Below are 24,057 nucleotides of genomic sequence, written 5' to 3'. Positions count from 1 at the left end.
TTACCAGCTCGTCAATTTCTTTTTTTTCTTTTCCCGATATGATAAAAAAGAGTGCAGAACCTTCCCTTTCATTAAATGTCTGTGAAAAATTAAGATTAAAAATAATAATCATTAAAAAAAGGAAGATTGATTTCACGGTATTTTTAATAAAAAAAGAGTTACAAAAGTTTACCGGTCAGAAACATCGCGGCAATAGTAAAATAGATAATTAAACCGGTTACATCAACCAAAGTCGCAACAAATGGTGCCGAAGAAGTCGCAGGATCAAGATTGAATTTTTTGAGAATAAATGGAACCATCGAACCCGAAATTGTTCCCCAAAGTACAATCATGGCTAAAGAAATTCCGGCGCTGATGCCAATGAAAAACCAGTAATCGCCATAATCGAACCAACCGATTTCATGCCAGATCATGATTCTGAAAAAACCGATGACGCCGAGAAAAGTTCCGAGAATAACACCCGTAATAATTTCTTTTTTCATCACCGTCCACCAGTCTTTTATTGTAATTTCCTGAAGAGCCATCGCACGGATAATCAATGTTGCAGCCTGTGAACCGGAATTTCCTCCACTCGAAATAATTAACGGAATAAATAGAGCCAAAACAACAGCTTTTTCAATCTCATTTTCATAAAATCCCATCACAGAAGCGGTGATGAGCTGCAGGAAAAATAAAACGATCAGCCAGAGACCGCGTTTTTTGATCATTTCCCACCAGTGCGTCTGAATATATGGGTCATCGAGTGCCTCCACACCACCGAATTTCTGAATGTCTTCTGTATTTTGAGATTCGATCTGATCTAAAATATCATCAATCGTCACAATTCCAACAAGAACACCGGCTTCGGTGACAATCGGAAGAGCTGTGCGGTCGTACTTTTCAAAGTAGGTTACTGCATCTTCTTTCGAAGTCATTGTACTGATCGCAACAAACTGATTATCGGTAAGATCAGATACCAAAGTATCGTCATCGACAAGCAGTAAACTTCCTAACGCAAGATCGTCGATCAGGCGGTTTCTTTCATCAACGACATATAAATGATTGATAGTTTCAACGCGTTTTCCAACTTTTTTGATCTGTTGAAGACATCTTTTGACGGTCCATTCTTTTCGGATTTGGATGTAATAAGGCGTCATCAGTCGTGCGATGGAATTTGAATCGTAGCCAAGAAGTTTCAGGGCGACTCTCCGTTCCTGCGGATTCAGATGATTGATGGAGTATTTGATAAGCTCGTCCGGAAAGTCTTCAAAAAGTGCCGTACGGTCATCAGGCGTCATCGCATTGAGGATTTCAGAAACTTCATCGCTGCCAATGCTTCGGATGGTTTCCTCCTGAAAATCAGGGTCGAGGTGGGAAAAAACTTCAGCTTTGAATTCTTTCGGAACTTTCAGAAAAGCAAGCAAACGTTCATCTGCAGGTAATTCGCTGAGACGTTCTGCAATATCGGCATCGTTGAAGATAAATTCGTCCTGATGTTTCAACCCTTCATTTTTTTCAGATGCAAAAATAAATTAAAAATGTCAGGGAAACGTGGGAAGAGCCGAGATTTAAGATATAATTAAAGTTTAAAAAGTATTTTCAGAGACCGTTTTCAGTTTTTTAAGCTCCTGAAAAATGGTTTTCATCGCGCCATTGGTTCCGATTTTTATTGAATTTTCGGTAGAACCCAAAAGCCGCATATTTTTACGGTATGTGTCGTATTGTGAAGAAGTAAGAAGATTTCCGTTGGCATCAAAAACTTTCATGCTCACCAAAACCTGATTGGAAAATACGTATTTGCCAAGTCCGACTTTAAAATATTTAATTTTCGGAACGACAATAAAATCGGCATCATTGTTTTTGCCATATTCTATAATGGTTTTAGTGTCAATGCTGTCATAGGGCATCTGCGTTTCGGTACGCATCAGACGGTTTCGCCGGCTGCTGATTTTGTCTGAAACGGCACCAAAGAATGCATTATTGGTAGGTTCCTTTATTTCTTCAAGATTTGGTTCTACTTCCGGATTGAAGTATAGGATTTTTTTAACCTGATTTTCAACCGGTTTTTTTTGTGCTTTCAAAGCAGTAAAACCCAGAAGTAAGAGGCTGGCAGACAGTAGAAAGAGTTGATTTTTTTTCATCGGAATTGTGACGGTAAAATTACATTCTTTTTAAATAATAGCTGAAAATATTTTAAGAAATTTTAACATCAGGATTTGTATATCAATATATAAGCCATAAAAGTCTTTGCCGTTTGGAAATTTTTTGTAATTTTGCACCCGTTACATAATAATCATTAAACAATATTGGAATGTACTTAACAACAGAAAAAAAATCAGAGATTTTCGCAAAACACGGAAAATCTGCACAGGACACAGGAAGCGCTGAAGGACAGGTTGCTCTATTCACTTACAGAATCAACCACCTTTCTCAGCATTTGAAGGCAAACCGTCACGATTTCAACACAGAGAGATCTTTGGTAAAATTGGTAGGTAAAAGAAAAAGCCTTTTAGATTATCTTAAGAAAAAAGATATCGCAAGATACAGAGCGATTATTGCCGAACTGGGTTTGAGAAAATAATCAGCTTTTCGGAAAAAATAAGGAAGCAGCTTTCATGTGAAAGCTGCTTTTTTTTGTTTTATTGATAAGAATTGAAAGATGTATTAGCCTTATAATCAGAAAACAAAGCAAATCTTTCACAAAACCATCAGAATAGCGTATCTTTGCAAACGAATTTTTAGACGAAATACAACAATTAAAAGCACTCAATACGGAGTGCAACACAAAACAATTTATGAGTATACCTCAAGCAATTACAGAAACGATTATTCTTGCAGACGGCAGAGAAATCACAATCGAAACAGGAAAACTGGCGAAACAGGCTGACGGTTCTGTTGTCGTAAAAATCGGCGGAACAATGCTTTTAGCAACTGTTGTAGCCAGCAAAGAAGCAAAAGATGGTGTAGATTTCTTGCCATTGACAGTAGATTACAGAGAAAAATTCTACGCAGGTGGAAAAATCCCCGGAAACTTTTTTAGAAGAGAAGCGAGACCATCTGATCAGGAAATCCTGACGATGCGTTTGGTAGACAGAGTTCTTAGACCATTATTCCCGGAAGATTTCCATGCGGAAGTTCAGGTAATGATTTCATTGATTTCTTATGACGGACTTTCAATTCCTGACGATTTAGCAGGTTTGGCAGCTTCTGCAGCAATTGCAATTACAGATATCCCTTTCAACGGACCAATGTCTGAAGTACGAGTAGTGAGAATCGACGGAAAATTAGCCGTAAACCCTAATTATGCAGATCTTAAATTGGCTGACCTTGACATCATGGTGGGTGCAACGAAGGATTCTATCGTCATGGTGGAAGGTGAGATGAAAGAAATTTCTGAGGCAGAAATGCTTGAAGCCATTCAGTTCGCTCACGTTGAAATCAAAAAACAAGTTGAAGCTCAGGAAAGATTGGCTGAAAAAGTAGGCAAATCATTACCAAAAAGAGAATACAGCCACGAAAATCACGACGAAGCCATTCGTGAGAAAGTGTGGAAAGAAACGTATGATAAAGTATACGAAGTAGCAAAAACTCCTTCAGGAAAAGAAGAAAGAGGTGAAAAATTCAGAGCAGTACGTGACGAATTTTTAGCTCAGTATGTTGAAAATGTTGAAGAGCTTGAAAGAGTAACTCCTTTCGTGAAAGTGTACTTCCACGATGTGGAAAAAGAGGCGATGCGTCAGATGATTATCAATGATAAAATCCGTCTTGACGGTCGTGATCCTGAAACAATCCGTCCGATCTGGTCAGAAATCGATTATTTACCTGGAGCTCACGGTTCTGCAATCTTCACAAGAGGTGAAACTCAGTCTTTAACGGCTGTAACTTTAGGTTCAGTAAAAGATGCGAACATGGTAGACAGCGTAATGGTAAACTACGACGAGAGATTTTTCTTACATTATAACTTCCCGCCATTCTCAACTGGTGAAGCAAGACCTTTGAGAGGAACTTCAAGAAGAGAAGTTGGTCACGGAAACCTGGCTCAGAGAGCTTTGGCAAACATGATCCCGGAAGAAAATCCTTATACCATCCGTATCGTTTCTGATATTTTAGAATCAAACGGTTCATCTTCTATGGCAACTGTCTGTGCAGGAACTTTAGCTCTGATGGACGCCGGTATTCAGATTACGAAACCGGTTTCAGGTATTGCAATGGGATTGGTAACGGACGTTAAAACCGGAAAATATACCGTTCTTTCTGATATCTTGGGTGATGAAGATCATTTAGGTGATATGGACTTTAAAGTAACAGGAACTGCAGACGGAATCACCGCTTGCCAGATGGATATTAAAGTTCAGGGACTTTCTATGGAAATTATGGAGAAAGCACTGCTTCAGGCTAAAGAAGGCAGACTTCATATTCTTGATAAATTAAACGAAACTATTTCTGCTCCAAGAGAAGATGTGAAACCTCACGCTCCGAAAATGGTGATGTTGGAGATCTCTAAAGATTTCATCGGTGCTGTTATAGGACCTGGTGGAAAAATCATTCAGCAGATGCAGAAAGATACGGATACGGTTATTGCCATTGAAGAAGTTGGAGAAATCGGAAGAATCGAGATTTCCGGTGTCAGCAGAGAGAAAATCAATGAAGCAATCGCAAGGATCAACGAGATCACTTTTGTACCGACTGTAGGTGAAGTGTATCAGGGTAGAGTAGTGAAAGTAATGGATTTCGGAGCATTCGTAGCAATTGCTAAGGGTACCGAAGGTCTTCTTCATATCTCGGAGATCGAATGGGCACGTCTGGATAAAGTTCCTTACAATGAAGGCGATCAGGTTGAGGTGAAATTTATGGGTTATGATGACCGTAAAAAAATGAAACTCTCAAGAAAAGTTTTGTTGCCAAGACCAGAAAGACCGGCTAGACCTGAAGGAGAGCAGAGAGGTCCAAGACCGGAAGGAAACAGACAGGACAACAGACAAGACCGTCCTGCGAGACCGGAAGGAAACGTAAATCCTGAGGGAAGAGATCAACCGGGCGAGCACAAGCCTTTGAACGAAGCTTAATCAATATTTATTTATAAACAAACAGTCCTGAGAAATTTCTCAGGACTGTTTTCATTAATTATAAAAAGGTAAAAAGGAATTTATCTGTAACCGCCACGTTCCGTGTCCGGCACCTGTTTGTTCTGATTCACCGACTTTTCAGTCATCGTATCTTTAGGCTGCACTGTCGCACCAACCGAACCTGGAGGAACGGGTTCTGAGTGATTCACTGCCGTATCTCCGAGCGAATTTTTCATGTATTCTTTATCGTGTTCAGCTTTATATTCCTCGCGGTTTTCTTTTTTCTGTGCGCAGCTTCCTAAAAAAAGAAGTCCGGCAACTGCTGATGTCAAAAGTATTTTCATAGTGTTTAATGTTTTTTTAATTAGTAAAATAAAATCTGCTGAAAAAACAGCAGATTTTATTTTTAATTCTACTTTGTAGTAGAATTGTTCATTGGAGTCGCTGTCCCTGTTGCAGGAGTCATCGTATCCATTTTCATTTTCATGGTGTCTGGTGTAGACATCTTCATGGTGTCAGTAGTCATTGGCTGTGCTTCAGACATAGCAGCATCAGTAGATGTAGAATCTGTGCTGTTTGACATTTGCGCCTCCTTCGTTCCGCAACTTGTAGCAATAGCGCCAACAGCGAAGCTTAATAACAATAACTTTTTCATTATATGTAAAATTTTTGGGTGTGAAGCTGAGCAATCAAATATTATTCCGAAAAAATATTTCTAATGTTAATACTGATTAATAAAGGCTTTTGCGATATTTATTAAAAAAAAACAGCCTTGAAAATATCAAAGCTGTTTACATTTATCGTCAAAAAATATTATCCCAAATAAGGATACTTATAATCTTTAGGCGAAACAAAAGTTTCTTTGATAGATCTCACCGAAGTCCATCTCAGTAAGTTCATTTTAGAACCTGCCTTATCGTTGGTTCCTGAAGCTCTGCCGCCACCAAAAGGTTGTTGACCCACAACTGCGCCAGTTGGTTTGTCGTTGATATAGAAATTTCCTGATGCGTTTTCCAATGCTTTGAAAGCTTCATTTACAGCATATCTGTCTTGTGCGAAAACTGAACCCGTCAATGAATAAGGCGAAGAAGAATCCACCACCTTTAAAGTTTCTGCCCAGTCAGCGTCTTCATAAACGAAAACTGACAAAATAGGACCGAATATTTCTTCAACCATACTTTCGTACTGAGAATCTGTAGTTTCTATAACAGTTGGATGTACAAACCAGCCTTTGGAATCATCAGTTTTACCACCTATTACAACGTTGGCAACATCTGAAGCGTTTGCTCTGTCGATATATCCTTTACATTTTTCGAAAGAATTTTTATCGATTACTGCGTTTACAAAGTTTGAAGGATCTTCAGGAGAACCTACTTTGATTGAAGCAATCTGAGTTTCCATTACTTTTTTTACATCAGCCCAAAGAGATTTAGGGATATAAGCTCTTGAAGCCGCAGAACATTTTTGTCCCTGATACTCAAAAGAACCTCTTACTAAACCTGTTGCAACAGCTTCTACATTTGCTGAAGGGTGAGCGATAACGAAATCTTTTCCACCAGTTTCACCAACGATTCTCGGGTACGTTCTGTAGTTGTGAATATTGTCACCAATCATTTTCCACATTCCCTGGAAAACTTTGGTAGATCCTGTAAAGTGAAGTCCCGCAAAATCTCTGTGAGCCATTACTTTTTCGGCAGTTTCTTTTCCGTCTGTAAAAATCATGTTGATAACACCTGCAGGAAGTCCCGCTTCGATTAAAACATCCATGATTACTTTAGCTGAATAGATTTGTTTGTCTGAAGGTTTCCAAACCACCACGTTTCCAAGCATTGCCATACAGGTCGGCAGGTTTCCTGAAATCGCTGTAAAGTTGAAAGGTGTAACTGCAAAACAGAATCCTTCCAAAGGTCTGTATTCTACTCTGTTCCAGATTCCTGCGTCAGAAACCGGTTGCTCAGAATACATTTCTGTCATAAACTCAACGTTGAATCTCAAGAAATCGATGAATTCACAAGCTGCATCAATTTCAGTCTGATGAACATTTTTAGACTGTCCGATCATAGTTGCGGCATTGATCACGTCTCTGTAAGGACCCGCCAGAAGATCTGCTGCTTTTAAGAAAATCGCTGCACGGTGCTCCCATCCAAGGTCGTTCCACTGTTTTTTTGCGGCTAATGCTGTGTTGATGGCATCATCTACATGCTGCATTGTTCCTTTATGATAAAAACCGAAATCATGCGCATGATCCTGTGGTGACTGAAGCTGAACAGTATCGCCTGTTTTTACTTCTTTACCGTTGATAATCATTGGGATCTCTGTCTTTTCTGCCCACATTTTTTTGTAAGTTGCAAGAAGAGATTTTACTTCTGCTGATCCCGGTTCGTAAGAAGTTACCGGCTCATTTACTGCAAATGGTACTTGCGAAATTGCTTTTGACATATAAGTTGTATTGTTTTATTTTGCTGTTTTACAAATTTACAACTTTTAAAATTTATGGTAAGAGAGATGTGAATAGTGAATTTTGCTTTGCCAGTTAATAGTGAATTTTTTCGAAGTATAATAAAATTGTTAGACATTTTTAATTGTCCTTATACCCTGTACTTTAAATATATAAAATACGCAAAGAAAGCTTGCAATAGTAAAAAGTGAGAAATAGCGTAAGCCATCAATGGGGAAATCAATTGAGCTGGCAAAAGCCCAAAATATCCACAGGAAAAATGATAATGAAGAAATTAAGATTGAAAATTTATATTTACTAAGAAATGTTAGGATAAATGCGATGATAAAAGACGCTAAGCAAAATATCATAATAATATTTGTGAAGAAAATTACAATTCCCTGATAACATGAACCTCCTTGATTTTTAAACTCATTGGGTATATAGGTAAAGGTTGTAATTGCAGAAATGATAAGCAAACATAATGTTGCTGCAAATAGTTTAGGCCTGCCAATACTAATTTTCATAAATTTTGAATACTGTAGTTTAGCCTACAATACTCTGTTACATTTTACTTTTCAGAAATATTTCATAAACTTATTTGAATCGAAAATAAATAAAATTTTTCATATTCTCACATTTTTTCCGTTTCAAGAATTTTCAGAACCAGCCTTTCTTCATGGGTAAGTCCAGCTTTTCCGTCATCTTTTTCAATATCTTCCAGTTCGTCCAGATATTTTTTAATGGAATTATTTTCGTAAAGATTGATCACCAAAGGATGAACGTAATATTTCCTGCAAACCGTACTTGTGTTTCCGAGATGCGAAGCGACAATATCCAAAGCCTGTTTTACCTTCTTTTTATACTGCGTGCTGTTTTCGGCATAACCTATTTCTTTAAAAGCAATAAGTGCATTCACAGTACCAGACCATGTTCTGAAATCTTTTGCAGTAAAATCTTCTCCGCTAAGTTCCTTAATATAATCATTTACCATTCCGGAATCGACACCATGACGGTTTCCTTCGTCATCATAAAACTGGAAAAGTTCTTTCCCCGGAATCTCTTTGCATTTTACAATCAGTTTAGAAAGACGTTTGCTTTTAAGATCAACATCATGCATCACGCCCTTTTTACCTTTAAATGTAAACCGGATTTTCTGTCCTTCCACTTTCACATGCTTTTCCTTTAAAGTAGTCAGACCAAAAGATCCGTACAGCTTTTCGTAAATGGAATTCCCTATACGGATGTTGGTACGCTGCATCAGACTTACGATCAGCGCAAGAATTTTTCTCTTCTCAAAATTTTTGAGTGAAAGATCTTTTTCCAGCTGCAGACGCATTTCAGGCAAAGCATAACCAAATTTCAGCATTCGGTAAAACTTTGTGTGATTTCTCAATGCACTCCAAAGCGGATGATAGCGATACTGTTTACGCTGTTTTACATCGATGCCGGTGGCCTGAAGATGGCCGTTATCAATCGCACAAATCCACACATTTTCCCATGCAGGAGGAATGACCAGCTTATTAATTCTGGAAATCTCGTTTTTATCACTGATTTTCTCACCTTCTTTATAATAGGTAAATTTCTTTCCCCTGCGCTTTCTGGTAATCCCGGAAACCTCGGTGTCAGAGGTATAAATGAGATTAACAGCCTTCGCAGACGCCACAGGATCTTTCATGATCTTGATGATCTTCGAAGGCTTAAGATGAGAAATAATTTCAAGTTCGGGCTGATCCATTCTCTGTTTATCTATGAATTACGGTTTCTGGAGAAAATCCAGATAATCGCTGCGATTACAAGACCTACCAAAATAAATCCCCACCACATACCGGCTTTGAAAATTGTTTCGATTGCAGAACAGCTGGTCAGCATCATTGCAGAAAACATCGTGATACCGAATAATGTCAGTTTTTTCATAATAATATAATTTTTAAGGTTGATTTTTTAAACTCTGCTGAGATCCGGGCGCCAGTTGGTAATCGATTTTTTAATCTCGTCGCCTGAAATATTTTCATTTAATGCGCGTTCAATAAGTGTTTTAAACTCATCATCGTAAGCAAAACGCAGCGCTGCAATCTGTGAGAAATTCAGTTGCGAAACGATATCATCAGATCGCTTACCGAAAAGCTCAAAATAACGCTGTCTGAATTCAATAACTACCATTCTATCCTGCAAGACCAGTGCGTAATGTTGTCGTACCATGATAGCGAGATAGAGAATCAGAAAAATAATTCCCGAAAAAAGCGTCCAGAGAAGCTCATTTTCTTCGTCGGCACTTCGCTTGTAAATTCCGTATCCGAACAAAACCAGCAAAGCCGGCAGATAGATAAAGTGGTGCGGAGCATAGAATTTTCGGTGATTCTTGTAGTTTTGCGCGTTCATATTCGATTAATATCAATAATCTTTCCAAACCGAAAAATGGTCAGATTCAAAATCTATAGGCAGAAACTATTTTTCAGGAGCTTGTTCCCGCTATTCTCTATTACTCCTTGTTTCGGCGGCTGATATCTAAAATTCGATATCAGACGCTTCACTGCGGGGTAGCCGCTCCTATCGGGGCTAGTGAGAGATTCAGCGAAATTTTACAGGTACCAAACACCACTGCAGCACAAAAAAATTGTACCTTTATCTTATACAAAATATCAAATACAATGACCGCACAGGAAAAAGTGGCTGCATTACGCGACGAGATGCAGAAAAATAATGTCGACGCATTTATTATTTATTCAGCAGATCCGCACATGAGTGAATATCTGCCTGCAGAGTGGCAGGAGAGAGCGTGGCTTTCGGGTTTTATGGGCTCAGCAGGACTCGTGGTTATTACCAAAGACAAAGCCGGACTGTGGACCGATGGAAGATATTTTACACAGGCGCCTATTGAATTGGCCGGCTCAGGAATCGATCTTTTTAAAGACGGAATGGAAGATACGCCAATTTATACCGACTGGATCATTTCTGAAATCCCGGAAAATGGAAAAGTGGCTGTAAATGCTTTGGCAACTTCCCATTCAAACTGGGAAATGATGTATGAAAAGTTTTCCAAAAAGAATATCACACTCATCGATCTTCCTCTGCTGAAATATGTCTGGAAAGAGCGTGGCGCGCCTTCTCAAAATCCTATTTATACACATCCTGAAGAACGTGCAGGGCAGTCTGTCAACGAAAAACTAGGTGCAATCCGTCAGAAAATGGATGATCTTGGCGCGTCATATCATATCATTTCAAGTCTCGATGATGTAGCCTGGACTTTAAATCTCCGTGGAAGCGATGTGGAAAGTAATCCTGTTTTTATGGGATACGTTATTATCACAAAAAATGACGCTTTCCTGTTTACAAATCTTGAAAAGCTTGATGTAGAATCCCGTCGGCAGCTGGATGAAGCCTGGGTGAAAATGATGCCGTACGAAGAGTTTTATAATCACCTTAAAACCATTAGCAACGAAAAAATACTCGTTTCCCCAAACAGCAATCAGCAGATTTTTGAATCATTAAAAATCGGAAACGAGTTCATCAAAGCGCCTGTTCCCGGAAATCTGATGAAGGCGCAGAAAAATAAAACTGAACTGGAAGGTTTCAGAAAAGTAATGGTGCGCGACGGTGTGGCAATGGTGAAATTTCTTTACTGGCTGAAACATACCGCCGGAAAAGAACCTCTGACAGAATATTCGATCGGGGAAAAGCTCAGAGACTTCCGTGCAGAAGGCGAAAATTTTGTCGGGGAAAGTTTCGGAAGCATCGTCGGCTACAGAGATAATGGGGCGATCATGCATTATTCGGCCAAAAAAGAAGGCAGCAAAGAAGTGACGAATGTAGACACCATTTTGGTTGACTCAGGCGGACAGTATTTGGAAGGAACGACAGATATAACCCGAACTTTTGCATTGGGAACGCCTTCGGAAGAATTTAAAAGAAATTCAACTTTGGTTCTGAAAGGCTTGATTCAGCTGTCAATGGTAAAATTCCCAAAAGGAACACGCGGTGTACAGCTGGATGCGATTGCACGTCTGCCGCTCTGGATGGAGGGTAAAGATTATAACCACGGAACCGGCCACGGCGTGGGAAGTTTTATGAATGTGCACGAAGGTCCGCAGAATATCAGAAAAGATATGAATCCGCAGGAACTGATGGTCGGGATGGTTTGTTCGAACGAGCCCGGCTTCTATGTGGAAGGTGAATACGGAATCCGTCACGAGAATCTGATCGCTGTGAAAGAAGCTGCAAAAACAGATTTTGGAACTTTTTACGAGTTTGAAACGCTTACATTCTGTCCGTTTTTCAAAGACACGATCGTGAAAGAACTGCTTTCTGAAGAAGAAATTAAGTGGCTGAATGATTACCATCAGCAGTGCGAAGATAAACTTCGTCCGCATCTGGAAGGTGACGTTAAAGAATGGTTTTTACGACTGACTTCTCCTTTGTAAAATATGAACCTCTGAAATTTTCAGAGGTTTTTTTGTACATGAAAGCTTTAGATTCTGTCAATTTTATTTGGTGCATGATTCTTTGTTTAGGGGCGGCGGCGAAGCCGCCGCCCCTAAACAAAGAATCTAAAAACATCGCAGATCGAAACAGCAGATTTTAAACAATAGATTCCAAACATTAAATAGAAATTGAGAATCTGAAATCGTTTGTATTCACTCCAAAAATTGCAAGACAACAATCCCGATTAAAAAATCCAAAACCGTTATCTTTGTCTTATGAATCACGATACAATTTGCGCACTCGCCACAGCCAACGGAACAGGTGCCATCGGCATCATCAGAATATCCGGAGATCAGTCTTTCAAAGCAGTGAATGCAATTTTTGATGGTAAAAATCTTGAGAAAGCAGACTCGCATACCGTACATTACGGATTTATAAAAGACGGTGATGAAATAATCGATGAAGTGATGGTTTCTGTCTTTCGGGCACCAAAAACATTTACCGCCGAAGATTCAGCCGAAATTTCTTTTCACGGGTCACCGCACATCGCCAAAAGAATATTGGAAACATTAACATCGAACGGCTCGAGAATGGCAAAAGCCGGAGAATTTACCATGCGTGCATTTCTGAACGGGCGTATCGATCTTTCGCAGGCCGAATCCATTGCAGATCTCATCGCTTCCGATAATGAATCAGCGCGAAAAGTAGCTTTAAATCAGTTAAAAGGAGGGATAACAAACGAGATTTCATTCCTCCGTACAGACCTTCTCAATTTCGTTTCGCTCATTGAGCTCGAACTTGATTTTGCTGAAGAAGATGTGGAATTTGCAGACCGCTCGGCACTTACCAGTTTGTTGAATAGAATAGATGAAAAACTGCTTTCGCTGATCGACAGTTTCCAGTATGGAAATGCGATAAAAAACGGAACATCAGTCGCCATAATCGGAAAACCAAATGCTGGAAAATCTACGTTACTGAACGCTTTACTGAAAGAGGAACGCGCCATTGTGAGCAATATTGCCGGTACGACGCGCGATACCATCGAAGAAATTCTGCATATCAAAGGTCATGCATTCCGCCTGATCGATACCGCAGGTTTGCGCGAAACAGAAGATGAAATTGAGGCCATTGGCGTAAAAAAAGCGAGAGAAAAAGTAGCCAATGCCCAGATTTTGGTCTATCTCCTTGATGCTTCTACAAAAGATCTGAACGATGACTTATTGGTTTTAAAATCAATCATCCGCGATGATTTAAAAGTAATTATCTGCGCTACGAAAATTGATAAATTCATTCCGGATTTATATGAATCAATGGAAGACAGACTTCGTAATGAACTAACTTCAGACTTTGATTTTATCCCGATTTCAGCAGTAGAGAATCAGCATATTCAAAGTTTAAAAGATGAAATGTCTTCATTTGTTGAGCATTTGAAATCGCCTGAAAATAATGTCGTAATAACCAATCAGCGGCATTTTGAAGCATTAAAAAAATCTTTGGATGCGGTACATAAAGTAAACGAAGCGATAACTTTCCGGATTTCTACCGAACTCCTCGCTTATGAACTGCGAAACGCATTGGAGCATCTTGGTGAAATTTCCGGTGAGGTCACAAATGATGAGATTTTAGGGAATATTTTTTCCAAGTTTTGTATCGGGAAATAAATTAGCTTTTCTTTGATACTTAAATTTTTACATCATGGTGAAGTATATTTTTGGAATTTCAGCCGCAGTTATCTTCATGATATGTGCGAACACATACCAAATAAATTCATGTACTGGAGAAGCGTTGAAAAGGGAGCAGAAGTAATTGCAGCCACCAGCTGAGCAAAGAGTTTTTAAAAATTAGCACATGCAGGAACAAGTCCTGTTTTGGCGAATTTAGGTGATGCCAAAACAATTAATAAAATCACAAAAGGTGTTGATGGAATTGCCTTTTTGATTTCTATATCACTTCCTAATCCTTTAACGGTTTGCCATATTTTAAAAATATGATTGACTCGGCCTTACTTTATACTCAAACAAAGTACAGTCACAACTTTTTAAATCCTGCAGAAGATGGCTTAAAATTTTTCTACGGAATTCAATATTTGCTTGAGAAATAGCATTATTGGGACGCTAGAACATTGAGCTTTAAAACCGAAAGAAAAATACAATTTAGCAACATAAATTAAATTAGGAAAAGATAATCTTGGGTTTGACTACAGAAAGTAAAATAATGATCCTAAAAGAGTTGATGCTTACAATAATAAAGTGAATCTTAAATTTAGCAGGAATTTTATTTATTAAGGTATAATGGTTAGTAAGGATAATGATGATAAAATTATTGGCTTACTGTCGGTGGTCTTTCTGTTAATAAGGTGTACCAATAATCATTCGAATGAAGGCATTATTGTCATACATGCAGCATTTAAAAGTGATCCTTTATGCGAAAAGCTGCGTAAAACACATCAAGAATTTTATAACGGAGCACGAAACGTAAAACATGTTTTATTTTCGTCTGAAGTCACAGATAGTAGCCCGTGATGCGCTTTTGCTATTTCTGATGAAATATATAACCCCAGTCCGAGACCATTTTGATTTGATTCCGTGCCTTCGCGTTGAAAAGGGTTAAAAAGGTTTTCCATTGATTTTTCCGGTATTTTCTGACCGCTGTTAGTAACAGAAATTTCCCAAAATTCATCAGTGGCTTCGGCGCCAAGAGTGATAGAAGTATCAGATAATCCGTGCGTAATCGCATTGGCAAGAAGATTAGAAACCAGTTGAGAAACACGCCCAGGATCACATTCTATCAAACGATTAATTTTAAAATGAGATTCGATAGTCCTTCCCGGCCAGGAAACTTTTAATTCATTGCTGACTTCAATGAGAAGCTGTTCCAAATCAACAGTAACGGGTATTATGGAAATTCCGCCTCCCAGCCGGCCACGAGCCAAATCCATTATATTGTTAATCATCTCATACATCCTTTTTGAGCTGGAATGTACTATATTCATTAATTTTCTGTCGCGATCACTTAATTCAGATCTTGTCAGCAATTGAGTAGCGCTCATTATACCTCCGAGCGGATTTCGTAGGTCATGCCCAAGTACTGCTATAAATTGCTCACGAATAACTGCCTGCTGCTGTTCAATATTTAAGTTTGTTTCGGCTAATTTTTTGGACATCTGTAGGTTCTCTTCATACAAACGCCGGTCTGCTGCCTGAAATAAGGTGAAGCGTAAAAAAAGAGGATGATTGTTTTCATCTCTTCTTTCATATCCATTGATATAAACAGGAATTTTACCTTTCCCTGTATCTGTCAATTCAACTGATACTTCGTCAAAGTGTCCCTGTATTCGAAGCAACGGCCACAAATGGGTTTCAAAATATATTTTGCCGCCTACCGAAAGCAAATCAGATATGCGTTTCCCAGTAAGGTGATCGGGACTTGTGCCAAGCCAACGGGCTGCACAAGTATTGATTCTGGTGATTTTCCCATTTGCATCAGCAATTACAAATCCGCATAATGAAGATTCGAAAAAGTCGTCAAAGTCCTCTGACAGTTTATTTGATTGGCTACCAGTCATTTAAAAAAACACTTATTGCTTCAATTGTCTCTTGGGGAGCACTGAGATTAGGGCAATGCCCAGTTGCATTCATAATGACCAATTGACTTCCTTCCATCTGCCTGTGCATATAATGACCAACTTCTACCGGGGCAATGACATCATTACTACATTGAAGGATCAGAACAGGAACTTTCAGATCACCCAAAATATCCCGCTTATCTGTTAAAAAAGTAGTGCGTGCAAAATGTTTAGCGATTTCAGGATCAGTTTTACAAAAGCTGTTTGTTAATTCTTTTCCGAATTCCGGTCTGTCAGGATTTCCCATAATTACAGGAGCCATTGTTGCTGACCATCCTAGATGGTTGTCGTTTAAGGAATCAAGGAGCTCATCAATTTCTGACCTGCTGAAACCACCTACATAATCATCTTCATTGATATATGACGGTGAAGGTGATACCAAAACTAATTTTTTGAACAGTTCAGGAGCCCTTTTTGCAGCAATAATACCCATTATTGAACTTACAGAATGTCCAACAAAAACTGCGTTGGAAATTTTTAATTCTCTTGCAATTTCAACAATATCTTCAGCATAGCCTTCAAGCTGACTATATTTTTCAAATGAATATGAAGAAAGATCTGAGTTTCCTGCGCCTACATGATCGAAAAGAACAGTTGTATAATGATCCTCAAATGCAGGGGAAACATAACGCCACATATTTTGATCACAGCCAAAACCATGAGCAAAAAATATAACATTTTCACCCTTTCCGCTTATTGTGACGTTATTCCTCTTAAGGATATTCATTAAAATATAGTTTTTGCAAATTTATCAATTTTTAGATGGGAATGTAAAAAACTTTCTGGAATCAAATGGTTAGGCTGACTGATTTAATTTAGCCAGATTGGGGATTAAGCTGAATTTATAGTTGATTTTGTATTTGAAAATTTGTGTTTAACCTAAATATCTCGCATCTTTATATTCTAACCTCGCTAAGTCAAGTGCCGGAACGTTAGCGGTCATTGCTTTTAAAATCGCGCAGAAATATCGAAAAAAAATGCCGGTTAACCCGAAACGAATAACCCAACCTGGATGTTTGGCAGAACGGTATCACACCAGCATTGCTAGCAGTAACGAGAGTAAAATTTGATACTGAATAACTAGTTGACGATAGGAGAAACAGTTCGACCCGAAAGTAGTAAACGTATCGGGCTGACAATAATTAAGTTTACAAAATGAGCAACATTGAAATTATAAAAGCAACCGTAAATGACATTGATCAATTACAACATATTGGCCGACAGACCTTTTTAGAAACATTTTCAGCAGGCAACACCGAAGAGAATATGAAAAAATATCTGAACGAAGGTTTTACAGTAGGTAAGTTGACTTCTGAACTTAACGATAAGAACACTGAATTTTATTTTGCCACACTTGATAACAGCGTAATTGGTTATTTAAAAGTAAACTTTGGACAGTCACAGACAGAGTTGCAAGACGACAAAGCATTAGAAATTGAAAGAATTTATGTGCTTAAAGAATTTCACGGAAAAGCTGTTGGACAAATGCTTTATGACAAAGCAATCACAATTGCAGGAGATAAGAATGCCGACTATATTTGGTTGGGCGTTTGGGAAGAAAATCCGAGAGCAATTAATTTCTACAGGAAAGACGGTTTCGTGGAGTTTGACAAACACATTTTCAAACTAGGCAATGACGAACAGACCGACATTATGATGAAACTAAAACTGACAAAAAACCAACGACAGGAACCGTAGCAACTAACAGCTCTTGCAATAGACAGGGAATAGTGGTAGCCGAAAGTTTTATCTTTTGCGAATTTCAGATAGGTTGTATTGACGCAAAGATTAAATTTGGCAGTTCCTGATAAAACAATCACACCGAATGCGATTTGGAAAAAATACACCAGTTAAAATAAAAAGTTTTTTAGGGACATTAAAATCTGTAGAGAAAGTTGAAGACAGAGAAAATTATTGGAAATTAATTGGAGAAAAAGGAAAAGTTATAGGCCAAACCGAAATTATTGACGGAAGAGTTTTAGTCATATTCGATAAAAATCTGAATGAATTTGGGGTTGAAAATCATAATCCTGTCAAAAATTCTTTATGGATCAAAATGTCAGATTTGGAATTAGACGATTTAAGCTAATGTAGCTAAAATAGAAGAGGAATTGTCAGAACAAAAATCAATAACTTTTAGAACATTAAAAAGATAAAATTACTGGTCAATGATTGGTAAAGTCTTAAAGTTGATTTGTTGCTAAACAAAGAGTCGATTCAGAAAATATTAACAACAATATTTTTGACTGCCGGGATATCAATTTTTATTATTTCTTAAAAGGAATTTTTAGTCCCAAATCTTGAACTTCAAAAATAACGCAATATAAAATTAAGATTACATGGAACCTATTTTAAACAACAGTAAATGGCCTGCACTGGATTTTTATAAACTTGAGAATACCTTAAATACCGTGCAGTTGTGGACTCAGATCATTGGGAAAATAAGAATGAAAAAAACGCCCTGGATCAACCATTCGTGGCATGTGACATTGTATGTTTCTTCCAGTGGTTTAACGACTGGCAGCATTCCTTATAAGTTTGGAATTTTTGAAATGGTACTGAATTTTATCTCTCATGAATTAAATATTACCACCAGTAATGGACAGGTAGAACGCATAAAACTTCAGTCAGGAAGCATTGCGGATTTTTACCAGGCTTTATTTGGGATTTTACGTTCTCTGGAAATTGAAGTCGAAATCTTTGCTAAACCAAATGAACTTCAGGAAGCAATTCCATTTGATCAGGATCAGCAGGAAAGGGAATATAATGAGGAAGAAATTCAAAAATACTGGAAAGCTTTAATTAAGATTCATGAAGTTTTCACACGTTTCCGATCTGGTTTTACCGGAAAAGTTAGCCCTGTGCATTTTTTTTGGGGTGCTTTTGATCTTGCAGTAAGCAGATTTTCAGGCAAACCAGCACCAAAAATTGAAAGCGTAATCCCGAATATGCCTCAATTAGTAATGCAGGAAGCCTATAGCCACGAAGTGAGCAGCTGCGGCTTTTGGGCAGGAAGCAAAGATTTTCCGGAAGCATTTTTTTACTCTTATGTTTATCCCGCGCCGGATGGTTTTGCAGATTATGAAGTTTTGCCAAAAGAAGCATTTTTCAGCAAAGATCTGGGTGAGTTTTTATTACCGTACAAAGCGGTACAGAGTAATGAAGAACCGGAAAAGCATTTACTCAGTTTTCTGGAATCTACATTCCAGGCAGCCTCAGTAACAGGAAACTGGGATCAAGGTTTGCAATGCAATCTAAAATCATTTGAAAAATTTTAGTAACCGTTATTAGTCAATGTTCCGTGGCAAATCTAATAATGACCACTAAAATAATTTTAATGTCGCATATTTGACGGATGCATCAATTACTAAAATAACTTTTAAAACTTTAAAATGATAAGACATCTTTTTTTACTTTTTTTAACTGTCTTTGCAGTAGCACAAGTTTCTGCACAGGATAAGACGGGAGAATTATCAAAAATAATCAAACAGCAGGAAACCGACTGGAACAGAAATGATATGCAATCATTTACAGAGGCATTTTCAGAGGATGGTATTCTGATCAATTTTTTAGGATCCGTTTGGGAGGGAAAAAAAATGATCAGGGAACAGTTTTCATATATTAACGATTGCTGCATCAAACCGACCTCAGTAAAATTTGAGGTAATCAGCATAAAATCAGTAAACGACAAAACAGCCATTGTTTACGTAAATGAAACCTTGACGGCTAAGGAAGACTATCAGGTGCCGGGTGCAACGGTCAAAAAAGGGAGTGTTGACAAAAAAATTGTGTCTGCAGTATTTCAAAAAGAAGCAGAATCGTGGAAAATTGTTTCGATGCAGGTTACACAGATGAATCCTATGCTAAACAAATAATCTTTTCAACACAAACTTCTGCGAAAGGTTTGTCAAAAAAATTCAAGAATGAAAAGAATGGGTAAGTGAAAATATATGCACGAAGATCTGTAAAGTTTTGAGGATGAGAAATGGTTTTCTCACCTATCAAAACAATTTATCTGCAACTTTAATTATTAGAGCGCTTCCTTTTACCTACTTTTACGGTAAACGCATCAATTGAGTATTCCGGCATTTTTATTTATTATTCACCGGTTTATTAAAGCAATTTGATCATTCCTAATTGAAAGACTTTCTGAATTCTAATGGCGACAGCTGTGTTTTTGCTTTAAATAATTTATTGAAAGACTGCGAATGCTCAAAACCCAGTTCGTAAGCAATTTCGCTCACCGATAAATCGGTTATGGAAAGCTTTTCTTTGGCTTTCTGAATCAGTTTCTCATGAATTACCTGCTGTGTGGTTTGTCCGGTAACCGACTTTAAAAGACTTCGCATATATTGTGGCGACATTTTTAGAACGTCCGATAGATACTGAACAGTTGGCAATCCGCTTTTTAAAATTTCTTCACCTGCAAAATATTCATTTAAGCACCGTTCAAGCTTTTCCAAAAACTGGTGATGCGTCTTATGACGGGTAATAAACTGGCGCTGATAAAAACGTTCTGAATAATTTAAAAGCGTTTCTATTTGAGATATAATGATCTTCTGACTGAAATTATCAATATTGGTCTGATACTCCTGTTTGATGTTTTCTATAATCTGCCCGATTTTATCTTCCTCGTCTTGTGATAAAAAGAGCGCCTCATTTACCGAATAACCAAAAAACTCATATTGTGCAATTTTGGAAAGCAGTGATGTATCATAAAGAAAATCCGGATGAATCATAAGCATCCATCCGGATGGATTTTTCCCATTCTCTTCTCTTATAACGCTTAAGATCTGATGTGGAGCCATGCAAAACAGTATTCCTTCATCAAAATCGTAGTCCTGCTGCCCGTATCTGTACCGGTAACTCATGTCCCGTTTAACAGAAACGGTATAGAAATCAAAAATTAAATCCTGCTTTCCTGTTATTGAAGTAGTTGCCATATCCTCAAAATTAATAACGCTGATTAAAGGATGTTTGGGCATGGGCAAACCCCTTAATTTATGAAATTCAGAAATCGTTTTTAATCGGATAGGTTTATTGTCAGGCATCGATTTAATTTTAAAGGTTAATAAGACAATAAATATAAATTATTTGTTCTGAGGAAAATATACAGATCCTTTTAAATCTTCCAGAAGCGTTGGGTTTTCCGGATGCCATTCTAAATTTATCTGTGTTTCTTGACTGGAACTCACATTGTTTAATTTGGCAAAATGGGCAAACCAACCGAAATGTTCTTCAGCCGCCTCGGGATCAATTGATATCAGGGGAATGCTTAACTGTTGAGCAATTGCAGCGGCAATATCCTTAAATGGAATTCCCTGTTCTGCAACGGCATGGAATCTCGTCCCCGGCACAAAAGAATGCTCAAGCGCTAAGCGGTATAATTTTGCCGCGTCTGATCGGTGCACCGCCGGCCAGTGATTATTGCCGTCGCTGATCATCGCCGACATACCTTTTTCTCTCGCAATTTTTATTAGACTCGGTACGAAACCAATCAAATCCCCTTCACCATGAACGGATGGCGAAAGTCGTATGACTGCCACTTTTACGTTTTCTGCAGCCATTTCATCTGCCGCTTTTTCCGTCGCAATACGCGGATGTGGATTATTAACCGAACGAACTTTTTCATACGTAATTCCCTCTTTTGCAAATAATGCAGTTCCGGAAGTAATTAAAAACGGTTTTTCGCTTCCGATCAATTCACTGCCGATTGCAGTGATAACCCGGTGATCTAAAGCGCACATCTCAGCGAAGTTCGAAAAATCGTGTACAAATCCCAAGTGGATTACTGCATCACAGATTGAAGCTCCTGATTTTAAACTTTGCACATCATTAAGGTCACCTCTGTGGGCAGAAGCTCCTTGCATAGTCAGTTTTTCAGCAGATTCTTCTGACCTTGCGAGTCCCAGCACCTGATGACCATTTTCCAGTAATTCTTGCACGACTGCGCTGCCGATGAAGCCTGTTGCTCCTGTAACAAATACTTTCATTTTTCAATAATTTTAATACGACAAAGATCTGTTGATAATCGATAAGCTGTGTAGCGGAAAGTCTTTAATGTGTATCCAAAAAATAATTCTTTCGCAGATAACATACGAGATTGTGTTTTCGGCAATCACTATGTTTGTAAAATGTTTCAGTCGATCTTGGCCTTTAAAAAAAAATTAAAGAAAAGTTTATGTTTTCATGCGACCGATATTTAAAAACCGCTTCATATTATAATCACCGGAAAACTGCATATTGTCTAGCAACGGCGCTTTACCCGTTTTTGCCATCACCAACCTGATAATAATAAAAACAACAGCGGTAAATATGTTTATCTTATTTGTGATGTTGGAAAAAGACGAAAAATAAATTCTGACCGTAGTATGACGGATTGATTTAAAAGGATTCATGGTTTTATCAATAGCGTTATAGACCCATAAGAAATAAAAAAGTTAAAAATCTCAATCAATAGATATGGACGCTTTTAAAAGCCATTTAAAAAAATTAATCAATATCAGCGATGAAGAGTCTGCCTCAGTATCGGCATTTTTTCAGGTGTTAGAAGTCAAAAAGCGGGAAAATTTGATGTCCGACGGTGAATTGTGTAAATTTAAATATTTCGTACTGAGCGGTTGCCTTCGAAAATTTTTCGTGAATGAAAAAGGTGTGGAGCAAACGACAGAATTTGCCATCGAAAACTGGTGGCTGGCTGATAATTTTGCATTTGAACAACAGGCGAAATCTACTTTTAATATTCAGGCCGTTGAAAAAACGACGCTCGTGATGATTGATTTTCACTCGCAGGAGCTGCTATTACAGAAACATCCGGTTATGGAACGATATTTCAGAATCGTCTATCAACGGGCATATGCAGCCTCCGAACGCAGAATACGGTATTTATATGAGATGACCCGGGAAGAATTATATGTTAATTTCAGTACCCTCTATCCCTGGTTCATTCAAAGAATACCCCAATATCTTATTGCTTCTTTCTTAGGTTTCACTCCCGAATATCTCAGCGAAATTAGAAAAAAACTCCGATCTTAAACCAGCTTAAGATTTTTTGGGTTTCAATAGGAGAAATTTGTACTGTAATTTTAAAACAAAATAAAATGAGTACACGTATCAAAATTTTAAATGCAGATTCTGATTCTTACCAGGCGATGATGAATCTGGAAGCTACTTTACAGACCACTTCCTTAAATAATATTCAAAAAGAACTGATTAAAACCAGGGCTTCACAAATTAATCAATGTGCATTCTGTTTGAATATGCATACTAAAGACGCTCTTAAATATGGAGAATCGGCTCAGCGGTTGTTCCTTCTAAATGCATGGAGAGAGACTGATTTATTTACAGAAGAAGAAAAAATAATTCTGGCGATGACCGAAGAAATCACCCTGATCAGTATGAAAGGTCTTACCGACGAGACGTATGAGAAAGCGACTCAATATTTTGATGAAGGGCAGATAAAAAGTATTATTATGGCGGTCATTACCATTAACATGTGGAACAGAATTGCCATTTCAACACATTTACAAATCAATTAGATGAATTCAAAAGTTTTTTAAGTGTGTACGATAATCACTATTTACAGTTTGACGTAATTAGCGCAGCAAGGGCAGCAAGGGCTGAAGTGAGAACTTCAGCTTCTTTGTTAAACGTCCGGAAATTAAGATGAATTACAAGTCAGTGTGAAGAGACTTTAAGTATTAATCGTAGCTTCACACTTTAAAGAATAGAAAGGAAACTAAAAAAAATAAAATAAAAATAGTAAAATAAGCAAATACGACCCATAATGAAATGGACGATAATGCTAATGATGAGCAACGAAAGGAAATTCAGGAATATACTGTATCATTTATAAATGATTAGTAGAGAAGAACAGGGAGCCACTAACAGAAGAAGCGGGGATTCGTAATTCAGGACAGTGAAGTGCCAAATTCATGCTTTGTTTTTCTGATGAAGATTAATGCTAAATATCTCCGGTTTGGAAAAATCCAAAACATTAAACTGAGTTTTAAAAAACGATATTTTTAGTATTGAACCTTATAGCCTTTTGTAGGAAATAACAGATTCGTTTGGCACACTAAATCTTATACTTAGGATCTTGATTATAACGGCGTTTGTATCTAAAATATAGAGTTTGTAGATGAACTGCCTTTACAGCAACATTAGGATTTGAAATCGGCGACCGTTGGTATAACTCCAGACCCTAGAGTTTGTAGATGAACTGCCTTTACAGCAACATTAGGATTTGAAATCAAAGCTCCTCCGTTGGTAGTCGCTCCTATTACGATGCCCGCAGAAATCAGCACTACATTTTTGATAATATACTGTCCTAAAAGTGTGGGCACAAGAAAAACTCCTGACCAGGTTTCGTTTCGGAAAATTATTAAAGGTGTAAGTGTACCGATCATCTGGAGGTATAATAAAAAAAGTGTTATTTTCATGAATCTCCCACTTAAAAGACCAATTCCTATCGCGCATTCCCAAATAGCGAGTACCGGCATCGATATGTTTTTATCTATAAAACCGTC

23 protein-coding genes and 1 pseudogene are annotated in these 24,057 nt (G+C 37.9%); 10 read left to right on the top strand and 14 right to left on the bottom strand.

From position 1 onward, the window contains the following. Positions 1-158: 158 nt before the first annotated feature. Positions 159-1,481, bottom strand: coding sequence for a magnesium transporter (gene mgtE / locus ASG01_RS09145; RefSeq protein ID WP_055862968.1), 1,323 nt, complete (start codon positions 1,479-1,481; stop codon positions 159-161). A gap of 84 nt (positions 1,482-1,565) precedes the next feature. Beyond that, on the bottom strand, positions 1,566-2,120 hold the full coding sequence (locus ASG01_RS09140) for a hypothetical protein (RefSeq protein WP_055862966.1): 555 nt from the start codon (positions 2,118-2,120) through the stop codon (positions 1,566-1,568). 170 nt (positions 2,121-2,290) lie between these two features. Between ASG01_RS09140 and rpsO the strand changes: the two genes are divergently transcribed. Together rpsO and ASG01_RS09130 are read left to right on the top strand one after the other, a co-directional pair. Beyond that, positions 2,291-2,560, top strand: coding sequence for a 30S ribosomal protein S15 (rpsO, locus tag ASG01_RS09135; protein ID WP_047442664.1), 270 nt, complete (start codon positions 2,291-2,293; stop codon positions 2,558-2,560). A 214-nt stretch (positions 2,561-2,774) separates the two neighbouring features. Beyond that, positions 2,775-5,045 (top strand): polyribonucleotide nucleotidyltransferase, encoded by a 2,271-nt coding sequence (locus ASG01_RS09130; protein ID WP_055862964.1) that lies wholly within the window; start codon positions 2,775-2,777, stop codon positions 5,043-5,045. An 80-nt stretch (positions 5,046-5,125) separates the two neighbouring features. On the opposite strand, the gene ASG01_RS09125 is transcribed toward ASG01_RS09130, so the two are convergent. The 6 genes from ASG01_RS09125 to ASG01_RS09100 all read right to left on the bottom strand — a co-directional run bounded on the left by ASG01_RS09125 (position 5,126) and on the right by ASG01_RS09100 (position 9,864). After that, positions 5,126-5,389 (bottom strand): hypothetical protein, encoded by a 264-nt coding sequence (locus ASG01_RS09125; RefSeq protein ID WP_055862962.1) that lies wholly within the window; start codon positions 5,387-5,389, stop codon positions 5,126-5,128. A gap of 68 nt (positions 5,390-5,457) precedes the next feature. Further along, positions 5,458-5,700 (bottom strand): hypothetical protein, encoded by a 243-nt coding sequence (locus tag ASG01_RS09120; RefSeq protein ID WP_055862959.1) that lies wholly within the window; start codon positions 5,698-5,700, stop codon positions 5,458-5,460. Positions 5,701-5,858: 158 nt separating this feature from the next. Further along, positions 5,859-7,484, bottom strand: coding sequence for an L-glutamate gamma-semialdehyde dehydrogenase (gene pruA / locus ASG01_RS09115; RefSeq protein ID WP_055862957.1), 1,626 nt, complete (start codon positions 7,482-7,484; stop codon positions 5,859-5,861). A 632-nt stretch (positions 7,485-8,116) separates the two neighbouring features. Next, complete coding sequence (locus ASG01_RS09110; protein ID WP_055862955.1) at positions 8,117-9,220, bottom strand: DNA topoisomerase IB; 1,104 nt, start codon at positions 9,218-9,220, stop codon at positions 8,117-8,119. Positions 9,221-9,231: 11 nt separating this feature from the next. Next, positions 9,232-9,399 carry a hypothetical protein gene (locus tag ASG01_RS09105; RefSeq protein WP_055862953.1) on the bottom strand — a complete coding sequence of 56 codons (168 nt, stop codon included), beginning with the start codon at positions 9,397-9,399 and terminating at the stop codon, positions 9,232-9,234. A gap of 27 nt (positions 9,400-9,426) precedes the next feature. Next, positions 9,427-9,864 (bottom strand): DUF6526 family protein, encoded by a 438-nt coding sequence (locus tag ASG01_RS09100; RefSeq protein WP_055862951.1) that lies wholly within the window; start codon positions 9,862-9,864, stop codon positions 9,427-9,429. A 269-nt stretch (positions 9,865-10,133) separates the two neighbouring features. Between ASG01_RS09100 and ASG01_RS09095 the strand changes: the two genes are divergently transcribed. Both ASG01_RS09095 and mnmE read left to right on the top strand, forming a co-directional pair. Next, positions 10,134-11,903 (top strand): aminopeptidase P family protein, encoded by a 1,770-nt coding sequence (locus ASG01_RS09095; RefSeq protein WP_055862949.1) that lies wholly within the window; start codon positions 10,134-10,136, stop codon positions 11,901-11,903. Between the two features lie 276 nt (positions 11,904-12,179). After that, positions 12,180-13,565, top strand: coding sequence for a tRNA uridine-5-carboxymethylaminomethyl(34) synthesis GTPase MnmE (gene mnmE / locus ASG01_RS09090; protein ID WP_055862947.1), 1,386 nt, complete (start codon positions 12,180-12,182; stop codon positions 13,563-13,565). Positions 13,566-14,359: 794 nt separating this feature from the next. Here mnmE and ASG01_RS09085 read toward each other — a convergent pair. Together ASG01_RS09085 and ASG01_RS09080 are read right to left on the bottom strand one after the other, a co-directional pair. Then, a complete protein-coding gene (locus ASG01_RS09085; RefSeq protein ID WP_055862945.1) occupies positions 14,360-15,469 on the bottom strand; it encodes a PAS domain-containing sensor histidine kinase in 1,110 nt (369 codons plus the stop codon). After that, positions 15,459-16,256, bottom strand: a complete 798-nt coding sequence (locus ASG01_RS09080; RefSeq protein WP_055862944.1) for an alpha/beta fold hydrolase — start codon at positions 16,254-16,256, stop codon at positions 15,459-15,461. Before ASG01_RS09080 ends, ASG01_RS09085 begins: the two co-directional genes overlap by 11 nt. Before the next feature lie 428 nt (positions 16,257-16,684). Between ASG01_RS09080 and ASG01_RS09075 the strand changes: the two genes are divergently transcribed. From ASG01_RS09075 to ASG01_RS09060, 4 genes are all read left to right on the top strand, one after another. After that, a complete protein-coding gene (locus ASG01_RS09075; RefSeq protein ID WP_055862942.1) occupies positions 16,685-17,227 on the top strand; it encodes a GNAT family N-acetyltransferase in 543 nt (180 codons plus the stop codon). A 127-nt stretch (positions 17,228-17,354) separates the two neighbouring features. After that, positions 17,355-17,618 (top strand): hypothetical protein, encoded by a 264-nt coding sequence (locus ASG01_RS09070; RefSeq protein WP_055862939.1) that lies wholly within the window; start codon positions 17,355-17,357, stop codon positions 17,616-17,618. A 250-nt stretch (positions 17,619-17,868) separates the two neighbouring features. Continuing rightward, the gene (locus ASG01_RS09065; RefSeq protein WP_055862937.1) at positions 17,869-18,807 is read left to right on the top strand and encodes a DUF5996 family protein; all 939 of its coding nucleotides are present in this window, start codon (positions 17,869-17,871) and stop codon (positions 18,805-18,807) included. A 114-nt stretch (positions 18,808-18,921) separates the two neighbouring features. Then, positions 18,922-19,404, top strand: a complete 483-nt coding sequence (locus ASG01_RS09060) for an SgcJ/EcaC family oxidoreductase (RefSeq protein ID WP_055862935.1) — start codon at positions 18,922-18,924, stop codon at positions 19,402-19,404. Positions 19,405-19,662: 258 nt separating this feature from the next. On the opposite strand, the gene ASG01_RS09055 is transcribed toward ASG01_RS09060, so the two are convergent. The 3 genes from ASG01_RS09055 to ASG01_RS09045 all read right to left on the bottom strand — a co-directional run bounded on the left by ASG01_RS09055 (position 19,663) and on the right by ASG01_RS09045 (position 21,927). After that, positions 19,663-20,580 carry a helix-turn-helix domain-containing protein gene (locus tag ASG01_RS09055; RefSeq protein ID WP_055862933.1) on the bottom strand — a complete coding sequence of 306 codons (918 nt, stop codon included), beginning with the start codon at positions 20,578-20,580 and terminating at the stop codon, positions 19,663-19,665. Positions 20,581-20,619: 39 nt separating this feature from the next. Then, positions 20,620-21,522, bottom strand: coding sequence for an SDR family oxidoreductase (locus ASG01_RS09050; protein ID WP_055862930.1), 903 nt, complete (start codon positions 21,520-21,522; stop codon positions 20,620-20,622). A gap of 186 nt (positions 21,523-21,708) precedes the next feature. Continuing rightward, positions 21,709-21,927: a hypothetical protein gene (locus ASG01_RS09045; RefSeq protein ID WP_055862929.1), complete on the bottom strand. Its 219-nt coding sequence runs from the start codon at positions 21,925-21,927 to the stop codon at positions 21,709-21,711. A gap of 64 nt (positions 21,928-21,991) precedes the next feature. Between ASG01_RS09045 and ASG01_RS09040 the strand changes: the two genes are divergently transcribed. Then, positions 21,992-22,564 (top strand): Crp/Fnr family transcriptional regulator, encoded by a 573-nt coding sequence (locus ASG01_RS09040; RefSeq protein ID WP_055862927.1) that lies wholly within the window; start codon positions 21,992-21,994, stop codon positions 22,562-22,564. A gap of 65 nt (positions 22,565-22,629) precedes the next feature. Continuing rightward, the gene (locus ASG01_RS09035) at positions 22,630-23,067 is read left to right on the top strand and encodes a carboxymuconolactone decarboxylase family protein (RefSeq protein ID WP_055862925.1); all 438 of its coding nucleotides are present in this window, start codon (positions 22,630-22,632) and stop codon (positions 23,065-23,067) included. Positions 23,068-23,691: 624 nt separating this feature from the next. On the opposite strand, the pseudogene ASG01_RS09030 reads toward ASG01_RS09035, so the two are convergent. After that, positions 23,692-24,057: pseudogene (locus ASG01_RS09030) on the bottom strand (hypothetical protein); the annotation flags it as partial.

The organism is Chryseobacterium sp. Leaf180, from assembly GCF_001424585.1.
Lineage (GTDB): Bacteria > Bacteroidota > Bacteroidia > Flavobacteriales > Weeksellaceae > Chryseobacterium.
Note: the sequence above shows the minus strand (reverse complement) of the source record. Positions and strands in the feature narration are given on the sequence as shown.